This window comes from Nocardia sp. NPDC004260 (genome assembly GCF_053603155.1).
This window is the reverse complement of the sequence record NZ_JBSGEZ010000001.1, coordinates 319948-334517: the sequence shown is the minus strand read 5'-3', so window position 1 is coordinate 334517 and position 14570 is coordinate 319948. Positions and strand designations below refer to the sequence as shown.

The 14570-nt window shown below is 69.2% G+C and carries 14 protein-coding genes; 4 read left to right on the top strand and 10 right to left on the bottom strand.

What is annotated here, in order from left to right; all coding sequences use genetic code 11:
* The first annotated feature begins 18 nt into the window (after window positions 1-18).
* Window positions 19-195, top strand: a complete 177-nt coding sequence (locus ACWEO7_RS01275; protein ID WP_452419984.1) for an antitoxin — start codon at window positions 19-21, stop codon at window positions 193-195.
* A 42-nt stretch (window positions 196-237) separates the two neighbouring features.
* Here the strand turns inward: ACWEO7_RS01275 and ACWEO7_RS01270 are convergent, their stop codons facing one another.
* A complete protein-coding gene (locus ACWEO7_RS01270) occupies window positions 238-882 on the bottom strand; it encodes a cysteine hydrolase family protein (protein WP_452419983.1) in 645 nt (214 codons plus the stop codon).
* Between the two features lie 251 nt (window positions 883-1133).
* Between ACWEO7_RS01270 and ACWEO7_RS01265 the strand changes: the two genes are divergently transcribed.
* Entirely contained in the window at window positions 1134-2402 is a 1269-nt protein-coding gene (locus tag ACWEO7_RS01265; RefSeq protein WP_452419982.1) for a lipase family protein, read from the top strand.
* A gap of 163 nt (window positions 2403-2565) precedes the next feature.
* Here the strand turns inward: ACWEO7_RS01265 and ACWEO7_RS01260 are convergent, their stop codons facing one another.
* From ACWEO7_RS01260 to ACWEO7_RS01245, 4 genes are all read right to left on the bottom strand, one after another.
* Window positions 2566-3219, bottom strand: a complete 654-nt coding sequence (locus ACWEO7_RS01260; protein WP_452419981.1) for an ammonium transporter — start codon at window positions 3217-3219, stop codon at window positions 2566-2568.
* Between the two features lie 668 nt (window positions 3220-3887).
* Window positions 3888-4625, bottom strand: a complete 738-nt coding sequence (locus ACWEO7_RS01255; protein WP_355074890.1) for an energy-coupling factor transporter transmembrane component T family protein — start codon at window positions 4623-4625, stop codon at window positions 3888-3890.
* Window positions 4625-6751, bottom strand: coding sequence for an ATP-binding cassette domain-containing protein (locus ACWEO7_RS01250; RefSeq protein WP_452419980.1), 2127 nt, complete (start codon window positions 6749-6751; stop codon window positions 4625-4627). The genes ACWEO7_RS01255 and ACWEO7_RS01250 overlap by 1 nt, the downstream gene beginning before the upstream one ends.
* Window positions 6752-6829: 78 nt before the next feature.
* On the bottom strand, window positions 6830-8296 hold the full coding sequence (locus ACWEO7_RS01245; RefSeq protein WP_452419979.1) for a flavin-containing monooxygenase: 1467 nt from the start codon (window positions 8294-8296) through the stop codon (window positions 6830-6832).
* A gap of 85 nt (window positions 8297-8381) precedes the next feature.
* Between ACWEO7_RS01245 and ACWEO7_RS01240 the strand changes: the two genes are divergently transcribed.
* The gene (locus ACWEO7_RS01240; RefSeq protein ID WP_452419978.1) at window positions 8382-9443 is read left to right on the top strand and encodes an AraC family transcriptional regulator; all 1062 of its coding nucleotides are present in this window, start codon (window positions 8382-8384) and stop codon (window positions 9441-9443) included.
* On the opposite strand, the gene ACWEO7_RS01235 is transcribed toward ACWEO7_RS01240, so the two are convergent.
* From ACWEO7_RS01235 to ACWEO7_RS01225, 3 genes are all read right to left on the bottom strand, one after another.
* Window positions 9440-10117 (bottom strand): phosphodiesterase, encoded by a 678-nt coding sequence (locus ACWEO7_RS01235; protein ID WP_452419977.1) that lies wholly within the window; start codon window positions 10115-10117, stop codon window positions 9440-9442. The two genes, ACWEO7_RS01240 and ACWEO7_RS01235, sit on opposite strands and share 4 nt — an antisense overlap.
* 68 nt (window positions 10118-10185) lie before the next feature.
* Window positions 10186-10971, bottom strand: a complete 786-nt coding sequence (locus ACWEO7_RS01230) for a metallophosphoesterase (RefSeq protein ID WP_452419976.1) — start codon at window positions 10969-10971, stop codon at window positions 10186-10188.
* Window positions 10972-11141: 170 nt separating this feature from the next.
* Complete coding sequence (locus ACWEO7_RS01225) at window positions 11142-11579, bottom strand: MarR family winged helix-turn-helix transcriptional regulator (protein ID WP_452419975.1); 438 nt, start codon at window positions 11577-11579, stop codon at window positions 11142-11144.
* Between the two features lie 51 nt (window positions 11580-11630).
* Here ACWEO7_RS01225 and ACWEO7_RS01220 point away from each other — a divergent pair, with 51 nt between their 5' ends.
* Window positions 11631-12233 carry a TIGR03086 family metal-binding protein gene (locus tag ACWEO7_RS01220; RefSeq protein ID WP_452419974.1) on the top strand — a complete coding sequence of 201 codons (603 nt, stop codon included), beginning with the start codon at window positions 11631-11633 and terminating at the stop codon, window positions 12231-12233.
* 368 nt (window positions 12234-12601) lie between these two features.
* Here ACWEO7_RS01220 and ACWEO7_RS01215 read toward each other — a convergent pair whose 3' ends face one another.
* Together ACWEO7_RS01215 and ACWEO7_RS01210 are read right to left on the bottom strand one after the other, a co-directional pair.
* The gene (locus ACWEO7_RS01215) at window positions 12602-13369 is read right to left on the bottom strand and encodes an RluA family pseudouridine synthase (protein ID WP_452419973.1); all 768 of its coding nucleotides are present in this window, start codon (window positions 13367-13369) and stop codon (window positions 12602-12604) included.
* A gap of 44 nt (window positions 13370-13413) precedes the next feature.
* Entirely contained in the window at window positions 13414-14424 is a 1011-nt protein-coding gene (locus ACWEO7_RS01210; protein WP_452419972.1) for an adenylate/guanylate cyclase domain-containing protein, read from the bottom strand.
* Between the last annotated feature and the right edge of the window lie 146 nt (window positions 14425-14570).

The window sequence follows — 14570 nt, the reverse complement described above, 5'->3', positions numbered from 1 at the left end:
CGAAACGAGGAGTGCGCGGTGGACTTCAAGAACCTGGCGGGTAAGGCGAGGGACCTGGCCCAGAAGAACGCGGACAAGCTGGACGCGGTCATCGACAAGGCGGGCGACCTCGTCGACGAGAAGACGGGCAACAAGTACTCCGGCCAGGTGGACGCCGCCCAGGACGCGGCCAAGAAAGCCTTGCGGGAGCAGTGATCGTCGAACGGGACCCGGCGCCGGCCGGGTCCCGTTCGCGGCTCAGCCTGCGCCCGTGAGCAGCGGGGTGATGGTCGCGATATCGGTGACGAGCGCGTGCCCCTGGAACTCGAAATCGTCGTAAGCCCGCGCCATGGCGTCCTTGTCCCGGCCGCCGACCGCGTCGCTGATCACCACGGGCACGAATCCGAGATCGGTGGAATGCGTGACCGTGGGCGCGATGCCGATCTCCAGCGCGACGCCCGCGATCGCGTAGGCGCCGATGCGCAGGTCACGCAGCATCGAGGCCAGCGGAGTGCCTTCGAAGGCCGACATCGACGTCTTGTCGAACACCACCTCGTCGGCGCGCGGCCGCAGTTCGGGCACGAGCTCGAAGGCGGGGGTGTCGCGCTGCAGGATGAAGCGCACCTTGTCCACCGAATCCACCTGCTGCCAGCTCATGGCCATGCGCAGCGCGAAGGTTCCGCTGAGCCGCTCGGGCAGGAAGAAATGGCGTAGGAAGACCACCGGGTAGCCGCCGGACCGCGCCGCGTCGACCACCCCCACCACCCGCTCGATGATCTCCGGGCCGTCCGGCAACTGGCTGAGCACACCGACCTGCATGTCGTAGACGATCACGGCCATCCGGTCCGGGGCGCACACATCGGCGAGTCCTGCGGGGATGTCCAGTCCGTTGCCATGCCGCATGCTTGGCTACTCCTCTTCGTTGCGCTCGCGCTGCGGGCGGGGTCGCGCCGGACAGCTATTCGCTTGCGCTGGGGGCGTTTTGGCCAACACTGTAACCAGCCGCACGGACAACGGCGGCGGTGGGTGTGACCTGCGATAGACCGTTGCCGGGTCGGCCGGCCCGGCAGTACCGTGGAAAGCCTGGAGGTCAGGTGAGCCGCCGCTGACCGCGCCGGGACATCTGCCGCCTCGCCGGAACTGGGGAGGCTCTGATGAAGGACGCCGATACAGTGCCTGTCATCGCGCAGGCGCGCGACCGATCTGTGTGCACGACGATCCCGCGGGTTCTGCTGGCCGCTTTGCTCGTGCTGGCAGCCTGTCTGGCCGCCGCACCCGCGGCACACGCCGAGCTACCACCGCCGGATCGAGACCCGTTCTACGCCGCCCCCGCGGATCTCGCGCGTTACCGCGACGGCGCCGTGCTGGATTCCCGGCCGATCGCGTTGTTCGGGTTGCCCCTGCCGATTTCGGCGTGGCAGGTGAAATACCGCAGCACCGACTCGAGCGAAGATCCCGTGGCCGATGTGGCGACCGTGCTGGTCCCGATGCTGCCGTGGCTCGGGCCCGGCTCCCGGCCGCTGCTGTCGTACCAGGTGGCCGAGGACAGTCTCGGCACGCGGTGCGCGCCGTCGTTCGCGCTGCGCGGCGGCTGGGATTCCGGCGCGGTGAACACGCTGATCGACACGCCGTTCATGGCGGAGGCGCTACGCCGCGGGTGGGCGGTGGTGGTCAGCGACTACGAGGGGCCGCGGTCCCGCTTCCTGGATGGAGTGAACTCCGGACGCGGCGTGCTGGACGGCATCCGGGCGGCCCGTGATCTCCCGCAAGCCGGGCTCGGGCCCGCGACGCCCATCGGCACTTGGGGCTACTCCGGCGGAGCGTTCGCCACGCTGTGGGCCGCGCAGCTGCAGCCGTGGTACGCACCGGACGTCCGGTTCGCGGGCATCACTTCCGGCGGGATTCCCGCGGATTGGCCCGCCATAGCCGCCGACGCGGACGGCACCATCCAGACCGGGCTCGCTTTGCTCATCCTGTTCGCGCTCGCCCGCAACGATCCTGCCGTGGGCGTGCTGGACTTGCTCAACGAGCAGGGGCGCGCGGCGCTCGCGGCGAACGGCGCGGCCTGCGGGTCCGATCTGGTGCCGATATACGCGGGCGCGCAGGTCGCCGACTTCGCCGCTGTGCCCGATGTGTTCTCGCACCCGGCATTTCGTGCCGCCACCGAAGCCCAGGAACTCGGCGGCAGTGCGCCGGAGGCGCCGATGTACCTGTACCACAGCCGCACCGACGACGTGATCCCCGTGGCGGGTTTCACCGACTTGGTCGGCCGGTACTGCGCCCTGGGCGCGACCGTCACCTCGGTGCACTCGATGCTGCCCACCCACAACCCGACGGCGATCGGTGAGGCGCCGGGCGCGATGAACTTCCTCGCCGACCGGTTCGCCGGTCTGCCTGCGGCTCCTGGGTGCCATGAGCGGTAGGTGGACGGCCGCCTCGAAGGTCGACCGCGGTACTCCCGGCGATGGAGCCGGATGCGTGATCGCGAGTAGCGGCAGCGCGTGCGGGCGGAGCCGACTGGTGCGCACAGACGAAAGCGCACCGAATCCCGGCCGATTCGGTGCGCGTCGTGCTCGCTGGGGTCGGTCAGTTCTGCGAACGCCCGGTGGTGTCCATCCACTTGGTGGTGCCGGGCTGGGCGGCCAGCGTGCTGATCAGATCGATGCCCGCGATGATCAGGGCCGGACCGCCGACGACGATCGTGCCGATGATGCCGCCGATGCCCGCACCGGCGACCACGGTGCCGATCCCGATGGGACCGCCGATGAGGCCGGTCAATCCGACGAGCGCGCCGATGACCGTGCCGATGAACCCGCCGACCGCGGTGGCGATGCCGAACTGCGACAGGAAGGCGTCCATCGCGCGCTGGTTCTCGAACGGCGACGCGACCGGCGTTGCCGCCGGGTGAGCCTGCGCCGCGTCCTTGACGACGGTCAGTTCCAGTACGCGGCCCGCGTCCCGCACGAGGTGGGGCATGGGGTATTCGAGCCCGTCCTGGCGGAAGGTGAGCGGCAGCGTGACCGCGACATTGCCTGCGGCGTCTTTGATGTCCACGGCGTCGCCGCGCACGTCGAACGTGCCGGCGGTGAGTGTCGTGACGATCTTGTCGCCGACCAGTTGGGCTTGATACCCGATATCCGGGACCGGTGCCGCAGCCGGTTCCGCGTGCGCGACGCCTGCCCCGACCGTGAGTGCGGCGACGAGTGGAGCGGCGGCGGCGGTGACTCTCCGGAGAATCATTCTCGGTTTCCAATCTTCATCAGGTTACAAGCATTAGAGAACGCGATACACGCCGAAATTCCTTCCCCCGCCGACGTGTCGATCCGTGATGTGATCCAAAAGACAGCTACTTCTGAGTGATAACTGTACTGTGGCCCTTGGGGTTTGGGACACGATTTCAGAGGGTAATCCTCCGACTTTTGCCACCTGATGAGCTATAGCTATCAGCTATTCACTCGTGCGGGTTCGGGGTGCTCTGATCGCGCCGGTCGGTTCCGCGCGGGTGGATGAAAGTGTGATGCCCCGAATCGGGGCGTCGATTCCGAGGCTTTCACATCGCGTGGCCCGATAGGTGTAAGCCGCAGTACCACAAGGTCTTTCGCGGGTGTCGCGCGGGTCGATGGCAGCCCGTCCTGGTCGTGGGGGTGCGACTGCGAACCGGGTAACACAGCCGGTGGTACTGATCGGTGCGCTGTGCTCCGTATCGGAACCGGCTGCCATGCGTTCGAGACGTATGCGTCATGTGCGAGGCGCATTCGGGGTCCCCTGCGGAGTCTTTTGGAGAGGTACCAGTCGGTCTGCAAATGGTCAGCGAATTGGCTCGCCGGAATTCCACCGGCGCCCATTAGGGGCCGCAACCGACTGGGATCCGGTTCGGGCCCCGCATTTGCGCACTCTTTCGCCCGCGCTCACAGCACCACGTGCAGCGCGATGGAACCGAGACAGACGCCGACTACCAGCACGAGCGCGACAGCGTCGCGCAGGCCGGGTGCGCTGGGACGGGCGGTGAGCTGCCCGGTGCCGCCGCGTGCGGTGATCGCCTCACCCAATTCACCAGCGCGGCGGGTGGATACCGCCATGGCGGCGGTGAGGATGTCGATGAGCGGGTTGTCGGCCGCGCGGGCGATCATGCCGTCCTTGGGGCGCAGCCTGCGAGCGGCACGTAGCACCCGGATCTCCTCCATGAGCAGCGGCAGACCGCGAAAGGTGAGCGCGACGACGACAGCCCATTCGTCCACCGGAATCCGGAGCCGGCGCAACGGCGCGCCCAGCTTGGCCAGGGCGGGCGCGATGTCGCCCATCGGCGTGGTCCACGCGATGAGGAAGGAGGCCGCCACCAGGATCAGGCCGAAGGCCAGAACCTGGGCATAGCGCAACACCGCCGTGCCGCCGACCGGCACGTTGATCAGGGCTCCCGCGCCGAGCAGCGCCCAGAACCACCACGGCAGCCGTGGCAGAGTGCCCAGTGGCAGCCGGGCGACCGCGCCCACGAAGACGAGGAACGCCGCCATCACACCGAGCACCGGCCAGGACGGCAGGAACATCAGCAGCAGGCTGATCAGGAACACCCCGATCATCTTGGTGCCCGCCCACAACCGGTGGACCGGACTGTCGACCGGGACCTGACGCAGCAGAACGGTGCTCATCATCGACCTCCGTGCTCGAGCCGCCATGCGGTCTCTCCGGGCGCGCGCACCGGGTTCGGGCCGGAATCGGCTCGCGTGACGGAGTCACTCGGCACCGGCGCGGTCTGCCGCGCCGACTCCGCGCCCAGAATGCGTCCCGACTGCAATCGCACCGTCCGGTCGCACACCGCCGCCATGTCGGCCACGTCGTGCGAGATGACGATCAGCGTCAACCCGGAATCCCGTAACCGCGCGAGCAGTTCCACGATGTCGGCCCGGCCCTCCGGGTCGAGACCGGCCAGCGGCTCGTCGAGCACGACCACTTGGGGATGGCTGGCCACGATCGCCGCGAGCACCACCCGCTTGGCCTGGCCGCCGCTGAGTTCCTCGACCGAGCGCGCGGCCAGCGAACGGTCCAGCCCGACCGCGTCCAGCGCGCGGCCGACCGCGCCCGAACCGGTGGCGCGGCCGCCCCAGTCCGCGATCTCCGCGCCGACGGTCTGCTTCTGCAGTTGCAGCCGGGAGTGCTGGAAGGCCAGCCCGACCCGGCCGATCTGCTTGCCGATCGGCTTTCCGCGCAGCTCGCACCGACCCGAACTCGGTTCGATCAGGCCCGCCATGATCCAGGCCAGGGTGGATTTGCCCGAGCCGTTCCCACCGACGATCAGCAGGGCCTCGCCCTGGCACACGGACAGGTCGACGCCGTGCAGGGCGGGCGCCTCCCACGGCGTCGCACGGTTGTAGGTGTGCCGGACGTCGCGCAGTTCGAGGATCGGCGCGCCCATCGGCCTGCGCCGCGTGTCCTGCGCCGGACGCGGCCACGCGGGCAGATGCGCCACGGTGCGTCCCCCGGCCAGGTGCACCACCCGGTCGGCGACCGCGGCGTCTGCCTCGTGGTGGGTCACCAGCACCACGGCCATCGAGTGTCGTTTCGGCAGCGAGGCAAGCAGCTCCACCAGTTCCCGCCGCCCGTCCGGATCGATCATCGAGGTCGCCTCGTCGGCGATCAGCAGCGCGGGCCGCCGGGCGAGCGCGGCGGCGACCGCCAACCGCTGTTGCTGTCCGCCCGAGAGCGTGGCGGTCTCCTTCGCCCCCATTCCGGCGAGCCCGACCTCGCCGAGCAGTGCGTCGACGTCCACCGCGGCGGCGAGATCGGCGGGCAATCCCCACACGACGTCATCGGCGACGAGCACGCCCAAGGTCTGGCTCTCCGGCCGCTGCAACACCAGCGCCGTCCCGCCGAGTTTGCCGAGCCCGGGCGACCCGGGCCGCTGCGCCGACCCCGAGGTGGGCGGCAGCCCGGCCAGCAAGCGGGTCAGCGTGGACTTGCCCGAACCGTTGTGCCCGACCACGGCGACGAATTCGCCGACCCGCACCGTCAGATCGATGCCGCTCAGCGCATCGCGTGCCGCTCCGGGATAGCGGAAACCCGCGTCGCGCAGCGTGACCGGAAGCGGATCGACGGGCCGGTCGTCTTGCGGCGCGTCGAGCCGGTCCCGGCCGGGCAGCCAGGCCAGCCGGTCCAGCACCGAGCCGAGCACGTACCAGGAGAAGACGCCGGTGGCCGCCATGCCGAGCGCGACGCTGCCGCCGACCCACGCCCACCACCACCGCAGCACCGAGTCGGTCAGGTCCGCGGCGAGCTGCCCGAGTGGGGCCAGCTGCTCTTGGCGCGCCGCGAGATCCTGGACGCCGCGCGACGCGTTGCGGATGTTGTCGAACAGCAGTTCGCGGGTGGTGGACAGCAGGGCAAGCGATCCGACGGCGAAAGCGGCCCAGGCCAGCCCGGCGAGCAAGGAGAGCCCGAACGCCGCGACGACGCCACCGCCACGCCGCTTCACGGCGCCGATGATCCCGCCCACGGTGGCCGAGGCGACCAGCGCCGTCGCGGACGCCATGCCCGCGGCGACGAAGGTGACCAGCGTCGCCGCGATCGTCGCGGTGACCAGGGCGCGCAGCCGGAAACGATGCGCGATCAGCCCGATCGGGACCGCGCCGACCAGCTGGAGCGCCGCGGCGAACGGGATGACCGATCCGATGGTCACCAGCCCGACGGCGGCCCCGCCCAGCACGGCGCCGGTGGCCAGCTCGATCGGACGCAGCGGACCGCGCACATCCGATCCGCCCGAACGGGCCAGTTCATCCACAGCACAAGTCTGCCAGCCCGGCGGGCGGTGGCGGGTCGAGGCGAATCCGGGCGGGCCCGCGCGCCGAGGCGCGCTCCGTCATGCGACAGGGGTGAGGGTGTAGGCGCTGGGGTCGAAGCGGCGGGTGCGGCGACGATAGCTCGTCTGCGATCCCGGCCAGTTGTTGGTGATGCGGCCCGCGGAGTTGCGGTACCAGCTCGAGCAAAAATTCCACGGAGTGCGGGCCAGACGCTGCTGGAGCGCGGTGTTGTAGTCCTCTTCGAGGTCGGCGCGGACCTCGGCGCAATGGCCGGGATGGTCGGCGAGCCATTGCACGGCCTGGCGGATGTAGCGGGCCTGCGACTCGATCATGTAGATGATCGAGCCGACGCCGAGATTGGTGTTCGGCCCGTAGACGAGGAAAAGATTCGGGAAGTCCGGCACCGTCATTCCGTAATACGCGTGCGCGCCGTCGGCCCATGCGTCGGCCAGCCTGCGCCCGCCACGGCCCCGGATCTCCATCGGCCAGAGGAACTCCGTGCCCTTGAAGCCGGTGCCGTAGATGATCACGTCGGCTTCGTGCGTCGTCCCGTCGGCGGTGCGTACGCCTTGCGGGGTGATCTCGGTGATGGCGGTGGTCTCCACCCGCACGTTGGGCTGGGTGAGCGCGGGGTAGTAGTCGTTGGAGAACAGCGCGCGCTTGCACCCGATGGGGTAGTCCGGGGTGAGTTTGGCTCGCAGCTGCGGGTCCTCGACCTGTTCGGCCAGGTGCCGGGATGCTATGCGGGCAATGAACCGGGCGATGGCGGGAACCTCGACCAGCCCGAGCGAGATGAACTCCGCGATCGACCACCACCCGAACCGCTCCACCAGCAGCGCGCCCGGCACCCGCGCGAACAGGTTGTGCTGGACCGGCGAGTAGTCGGTGTCGAACTTCGGGACCACCCAGGCCGGTGTGCGCTGGAACAGTGTCAACCGGTCGACTTCGCGCTGGATCTCCGGGATGTACTGAACGGCGCTCGCCCCGGTGCCGACGCAGGCGACGCGTTTGCCGTGGAGGTCGACCTCGTGGTCCCACTCGGCCGAATGGAACGACGGGCCAGCGAAGGTGTCGATCCCGGGTATGGCGGGCAGGGAAGGACGCGACAGCTGGCCCACCGCCGAGATCAGCACGTCGACGATCCAGCTCTTGCCGTCGGTGGTGCGTACGGTCCACCGGCCGGTGGCGTCGTCGAATTCGGCGTCGCTGACGCTGGTGCCGAAGCGGATCGCCGAGAGCACGCCGTGACGTTCGGCGACCGCGCGCAGGTAGGCGTGGATGGCGGTCCGTCCCGAGTACCGCTGCGGCCAGTCCGGCTTGGGTTCGAACGAATACGAGTACAGCGGTGAGGGGACGTCGCAGGCGGCGCCGGGGTAGGTGTTCTCCCGCCACACCCCGCCGATGTCGGCGGCCCGCTCCAGGATGGTGATGTCGTCGAAGCCGTTGCGGCGTAGCTCGATCGCCATGCCGATGCCGCCGAAGCCCGCGCCGATGATGAGTATCGATGGCCGATTGCGCGCTGTCATGTGAGACTCCTCACTGCGACCGTAGATGACTCCACTGTAGGAGCCGCCGTGCCGTCGTATAGAGAATTTCGGCCATAATGTCCGCGTGGAGCGGGTACAGGATCCGGATATCCGCGATTGGAACTTTCCGCGCGGCGTGGCCAGCGTGGCGCTGATGGTCGGATACGCGGCCGAATACGGCGTGCCCGCGGCGCGCATGCTGCACGGCACCGCGCTCGGCGAGCGGCAATTGCGCGATCCGGACGTCCAGATCGACGCGCATACCGAACTGGCGGTCATCCGCAATCTCGTCCGCGAACTCGGCGACCGGGCCGCGCTGGGTGTGGAGGTCGGTCGCCGCTACCGGATCACCACCTTCGGCATCTTCGGGTTCGCCTGCGTCAGCAGCCCGACACTCGGGGAGGCGATCAGCTTCGCGCTGCGTTATCTGGACCTCAGCTTCACCTTCTGCATCCCCGTGGCCGAGTGGGGCGCCAGCGAGTTCGTCGCGGTGGTGCGCGACGAGTCGGTGCCGACGGACGTGCGGCAGTTCCTGATCGAACGCGACGTCACCGCGATGCACCAGGTGATGAGCGATCTGCTCGGCACACGCCTGCCGCTGACCAGGGCGGAATTCCGTTTTCCCGATCCCGGCTACGCGGAGCGGATCGCCGAGGTGACTCTCGTGCCGCCGCGGTTCGGCATGCCGCACAACCTGTTCGCGATCGAACCGATGCTGCTGGAACAACCGTTGCCGCAGGCCAACGAGCAGACCTGGGCGATGTGCCTGGCGCAATGCCGGGAACTGGTGCACCGCCGCAGGGCGCGCACCGGCATCGCCGCCGAGGTGCGCGAACGTCTTGTGCCGCGCGGCGGCGCGGACGGATTCGCCGCTCCGCCCGGCATCGACGCCGTGGCGAACGATCTCAACATGAGCACCCGCACGCTGCGGCGGCACCTGGACGCCGCGGGTACCAGCTATCGCGCGCTGCTGGACGAAGTGCGTCGTGCGCTGGCGGAGGAAATGCTCACCGCCACACCGCTATCGGTGAGCGACGTCGCCATCCGTCTCGGCTACGCCGAAGCGTCGACCTTCATCTTCGCCTTCAAGCGCTGGACCGGTAACACCCCGGCGGCCTATCGCCGCGAACGCGCCGTCCGGCGTTAGCCCTCTTCGCCGCGGCCGCTCCTGCTGCCGATGTATGCCAACTCGCGAATCTTGCCGACAGCTTTGGGAAACAACTCCACCTCGGCCGGGTGATTGAGCATCGGATCGAAGTAATCCGTGCGGTACTCGGCGGATTCGGCGGGACGCAGGGTGAGTTCCGCGACTCGCCAGGTCGGCCCGCCGAGGCGGCCCGCGGTGAGGGTGAAGCTGACCAGATCCTCGTCGAGGTGGGCTTGCATCGCCTCCAGCGACGCGGACGCGGGCTGCACGCTGTCCGGCTCGGCGAAGAACCAGGTGGGCGGGGAGTTGCTGATCCGATAGGGCATCAGGCAGCCGTACCGGGCGCTGGCCCAACCGCGCGCGGGGGTGATCACCAACCGGCCCAGCGGTCCCCGGCCGGTGGTGGCCAGCGCGAAATCCCAAGGCTGCTCGTCGCGATCGAGCACGCGGAACGCCAGGCCGAGCACGTCGGGAAGGCCGTTCGGCAGCCCGATGCCCTTGGACACCCGCGCGATGACCGCGCGATCGCCGCTGCCGAACAGCGGCTCGAACTCGGGCTCCGCGTGCAGACGGCCGGCCAGGTGCAAGCCCGTGGGGTGGAATACCCGCGCGTGCCGGATCCGGGCTCCGGCCGCGAACGCGTTCTTCACTACTGCGGCTGGTAGATCGACCATGGCGGATCCTCCCGGTAGGCGTCGTGTGTGCCTCCCGATTGCCCCGGCGCGTGCCGGGTAAACCGCTGTCAGACCGGTTGCACGCCGATCCGGCCGCCCATCGGAACCGCCCGGAAATGGCTGGTCAGGCGGTGGTCGTCACCGATGACGTGCAGCGCCACCGCCGGGTCCGGCGCGTAGTCCATGACGTGGTCGGGCAGGTCGAGTTCCCACTCTCCGCTGAGCACCGACGCGGTGCTGGGGGCCACCAGCAGCGGGCGTCCCCCGAAGGTGGTCGTGGCGGCGGAGTGCGCGTGCCCGGTGAGTACGCCGACGATCCGGTCGTCTCCGGCCACGAGGTCGGCGAACCGTTGCGGATCGGCCAGGGAGATCACGTCGATGATCGGGCTGAACAGGTGCGCGGGCGGGTGGTGCAAGGCGAGCAGGATCGGCTTGCCAGCGGGCGCCGCGTCGAGGACGCCGCCGAGCCAGTCATAGGTCTCGTCCGCGAGTTGCCCGCCCGGCTGCCCCGGAACGCTCGAATCCAGCAGCGCGACGGTGAGATCGCCGATGCGATGCGCGTGGTTGATCGGGGCATCGGAGGGGGGCTCGTCGAGCAGGCCGGTGCGGAAGCCCGCGCGGTCGTCGTGATTGCCCGGGATCGCGTACACCGGGATCTGGCTGTCGAAAGCGGCCTTGGCCTCCGCGAACTGCTCCGGTTTGCCGGAATCGGTGACGTCGCCGGTCACCAGGATGGCGTCCGGCTTGCGGCGCAGCCCCGCGATGAAGTCCATCACTCGCCGCACACGCTGGGCGTTACGGGTGCCGAGATCGAAATGGGTGTCGCTGACCTGAGCAACCAGGATCATCGGCATTCGCTTTCGCTAGGGGTTCGCTGCATTGCGTCAGATTGCGCGCGCGTCGCGTCCGCTGCACGTCATAAGGCTAGTTGACCTGCGCATTACGCGTCGTCATGACGCTCGCCACCGTACGAGCGGCACTCCTCGTATTGCGAGTTGGATCACATTGCGTGGACTCGTCGGAGTCAAGTGGCGGGGCGGTCGGACACCGTGTCGGAGAGGGTGCGCAAAGCGTGCAGGAACGCGCTGCGATCCGGCGCGGGCAGCCGCTCGAGCAGTCGGTCCTCCCCGGCCTGGATGTCGCGCTGGGCGCGGTCGCGAAGGGCGCGGCCCGCGTCGGTGAGCGACAGCAGGTTCACCCGGCGGTCCGCGGGGTCCGGTTCCCGTGTGATCAGGCCGCGGCGCTGGAGTTCGTCGAGGACGCCGATGATGCGGGTCTTGTCCGCGCCGATCGCCTTGGCCAGCGCCGCCTGGGTGTAGACGGGTTCGGCGCCGAGGCCGAGCAATACGGCGTAGCCCCACATGGACAGTTCGTGCCGCTCCAGGATGGGCAGTTCGAGGGCCATGAGCGCCCGCCCGAGCGGCACGATCATCGCGGCGAGATCGGGGCGGGCGTTGGACATGGATCGACGATACTGCTTGGCAGAATGTAAGCCTTCGCATACGATAAGCTTATGCTTACTGAATCTGCCGAAGCATTGCGCGACCGGCATGCCCGTTCTGTCCGACTGAGCGTGGACGTCGTCGACCGCGTCCGTCCCGATGCGCTGGACGCCGAAACACCCTGCGCGGGTTGGCGTCTTCGTGACCTGCTGGAACACATGATCACGCAGAACCACGGCTTCGCCGCCGCCGCGCGGGGGAGCGAGGATCTCGATGTCTGGACCGTGCGCGCGTCGGCCGATCCGGTCGCCGACTATCGCGCCTCCGCCGACGACGTGCTCGCCGCCTTCGCCGCCGAGGATGTGCTCGAGCGCTCGCTGCTGCTTCCGGAAATTCTGCCCGACCAGGGGATTCCCGCTGTTCGCGTGATCGGCTTCCACCTCGTGGACAGTGTCGTGCACGCCTGGGATGTCGCGCGGTCGATCGGCGAGACCATCACACCCGATCTCGACGTGGCCGAGGCGGCGTTGTCCATCGCCCTCGCCGTCCCCGATGGTCCGGAGCGCACCGTCCCGGGCGCGGCTTTCGCACCGGCACTGTCCGTTCCGGAACACACGCCGACCCTCGACCGCATCCTTTTGCTCCTCGGCCGTTCGCCGAGCTGGCCGAACTGATCTGCTCGAGCGGCCCGGTAGACCGCTTCTGCTTGGTGCATCGGCTCTGTGCGCACGGGGCAGCCGCCTGGGATGACTGTGGATGAACAGCGAGCCGGTATCTGCCGCCGAGTGAGCGCGACGGAGCGGCGACGGTTTGCTTGCTTCGCGCTGGCGCCAGTGGTGGGCAGCGACCTCGATCACACTCGCGCGCTGTTCGCCGCTCTATGCGAGCGTGCTCCCTAGGCACACTGGCTGTGGGGCCGATTCCCGTACGGGCCTGGCCGGATTTCGGCGCGGTTGTCCTCGCGGGGCACAGTGTCGACGTTCTTCGCAGCGGTCGACGCACAAGGCAACGGGCTGTGCGAAGACCGCATCGGGCGGCCCGGCTAGTCGAAAGCCCGCAACAGGTCGCCTGCGCGTTCCAAGGCCGCCGGGTCGGCGGATTCGTGCAGCGGGCCCCAGAAGTCCGCGTCGGGCTCGGCGGCCAAGACCAATTCCGGTGGGGTGCGCCAGGAAGCGGTGAGGCCGAGACGCCAGGAATGCAGGTAGGTCCGCGAGTGTGCGCCGGAGCGGTCGAACAGGGGATCGCCGACTATCGGGTGGCCGGTCCAGGCCAAGTGGACGCGAATCTGGTGGCGACGGCCGGTCACCGGGCGCAGCGCGAGAACGGTATGCGCCGGACCACGCAGCACCGTCACGAACCGGGTGAGCGAGGGATAGTCCTTGGTGGGCAGCAGGTCGGCGTCGTCCACGAACCAGCGGCCCGCCTCCTGGCGGATGCTTTCGCGCGGCGCCGCGATCCGCACCCGGTTCTTGCGCCCCACGCTGAGCGGCAGATCGAATACGCCGGTATCGGGCAGGCCGGTGGCCGCGACGACGGCCAGGTACGCCTTGTCGGCGGTCTGCTTGTTGAACTGCCTGGTCAGCTCGCCGTGGGCGGACAGCTCCTTCGCGAAGAGGATCAAGCCGGAGGTCACCTTGTCGATCCGGTGCACCGGATACAGCGTTTCTCCCTCGGCCGCCGCCAGCTCGACGAGATCGGTGTCGTGGCGCTCGCCCATGACGGAGATCCCGGCGGGTTTGTGCAGGGCGAGAATCGCCGCGTCCTCCTCGACGAGGCAACGCGCGCGCAGCTGTGACCAGTCCTTGTCCACCGGACGAGCCTAGGGCGGGTGTCGGCGTCGGGCGGAGATCGGGGCTATCCGCCGTTCTTGCCGTTGTGGCGCAGCAGGTGCGGACGCAGGCGATTGAAGCCGCGCACCCGGACGCTGCGCAACTGCTTGATCGCGAATGCCGGGTCGCCGTTCAACTCCGTGGCGGCGTGGTCATCGATCAGGACTGTGCCCGGCCGCGCGACGCCGGTGAGCCGGGAGGCGATGTTCACCACCGAGCCGTACAGATCCCCGAACCGTTGCAGTACCGGGCCGTAAGCGAGGGCGACGCGCAACTCCGGCGTACCCCCGACCATCATGGTGGACTCTTGGATGGCCAGCGCTATGCGCGCGGCTTCGGCGGCGCTTTCCGCGGCGAACATGACTTCGTCGCCCACGTTCTTGATCACCCATCCGCCGTTCTCGGTGATGGCGGCGGTGGTGGTGGACTCGAACGCCTCGAGCAACATGGACAGCTCGTCGGGATGCAGATGCCTGGTCAGCCTGGTGTAGCCGACCATGTCGGCGAAACCGACGGCCAGTTCGCGCACCGACTCGCCCGCGCTCGTCCCCGGGTCGAGCGACCGCGACAGCGACGCGGCCAGGTGCCGCCGCCAGGCATAGGTGTTCAGCTGCTCCAACGTGGCTATGGCGCCCTCGGTGGCGGTGCGCACCGTCTCCTCGGGGTCGGCGCCGGGATCGGCTCGGGCGATGCGCTCCTCGATCTCCGCGAGGACCAGGTCGACCTGCCATTCCGCCAGGCGCGCCATCCCTTGGCCGAGCGTGCGCGCGGTCGCCGACTGCTGCCGGGTGTCGGCCGAGGACAACACGGTCAGCTGCTCGAAGTTGCGCACCGCCGCGACGTCGGCGTCGGTGTAGTCCACCGCCTCGTCACCGATGCTCGACGGAAAACCGAGCGCCATCCACAATCGCCGGGTGAGCGCCGTCGTCGCCCCCGACTGTTCGGCGACCTCGGTGCGGTTGTACCGGCGCGCTCCGTCGAGCAAATAGGACTCGACGACCGATTGCACCAACTGGGACCTCTCGCTGGGCACCATGATCGGTACCTTACGGCCCGAATCCGACGGGGCGGCTTCTATTGGGCGAGTTCACATACCTCTCCTACGCCACGTCGATTGCGGTGCCGCGCCGAACATGCGCGCCCTCCGCGATCCAGCCGGACCGCCGTCGCCGTAACGCGCGG

Bases quoted from the DNA above. Each gene is read 5' to 3' on its own strand.
- ACWEO7_RS01255 (WP_355074890.1), bottom strand. From the start codon at position 4,625: ATGAGCACCGTTCTGCTGCGTCAGGTCCCGGTCGACAGTCCGGTCCAC.
- ACWEO7_RS01270 (WP_452419983.1), bottom strand. From the start codon at position 882: ATGCGGCATGGCAACGGACTGGACATCCCCGCAGGACTCGCCGATGTG.
- ACWEO7_RS01265 (WP_452419982.1), top strand. From the start codon at position 1,134: ATGAAGGACGCCGATACAGTGCCTGTCATCGCGCAGGCGCGCGACCGA.
- ACWEO7_RS01245 (WP_452419979.1), bottom strand. From the start codon at position 8,296: ATGACAGCGCGCAATCGGCCATCGATACTCATCATCGGCGCGGGCTTC.
- ACWEO7_RS01235 (WP_452419977.1), bottom strand. From the start codon at position 10,117: ATGGTCGATCTACCAGCCGCAGTAGTGAAGAACGCGTTCGCGGCCGGA.
- ACWEO7_RS01260 (WP_452419981.1), bottom strand. From the start codon at position 3,219: ATGATTCTCCGGAGAGTCACCGCCGCCGCCGCTCCACTCGTCGCCGCA.
- ACWEO7_RS01225 (WP_452419975.1), bottom strand. From the start codon at position 11,579: ATGTCCAACGCCCGCCCCGATCTCGCCGCGATGATCGTGCCGCTCGGG.
- ACWEO7_RS01220 (WP_452419974.1), top strand. From the start codon at position 11,631: ATGCTTACTGAATCTGCCGAAGCATTGCGCGACCGGCATGCCCGTTCT.
- ACWEO7_RS01230 (WP_452419976.1), bottom strand. From the start codon at position 10,971: ATGCCGATGATCCTGGTTGCTCAGGTCAGCGACACCCATTTCGATCTC.
- ACWEO7_RS01210 (WP_452419972.1), bottom strand. From the start codon at position 14,424: ATGGTGCCCAGCGAGAGGTCCCAGTTGGTGCAATCGGTCGTCGAGTCC.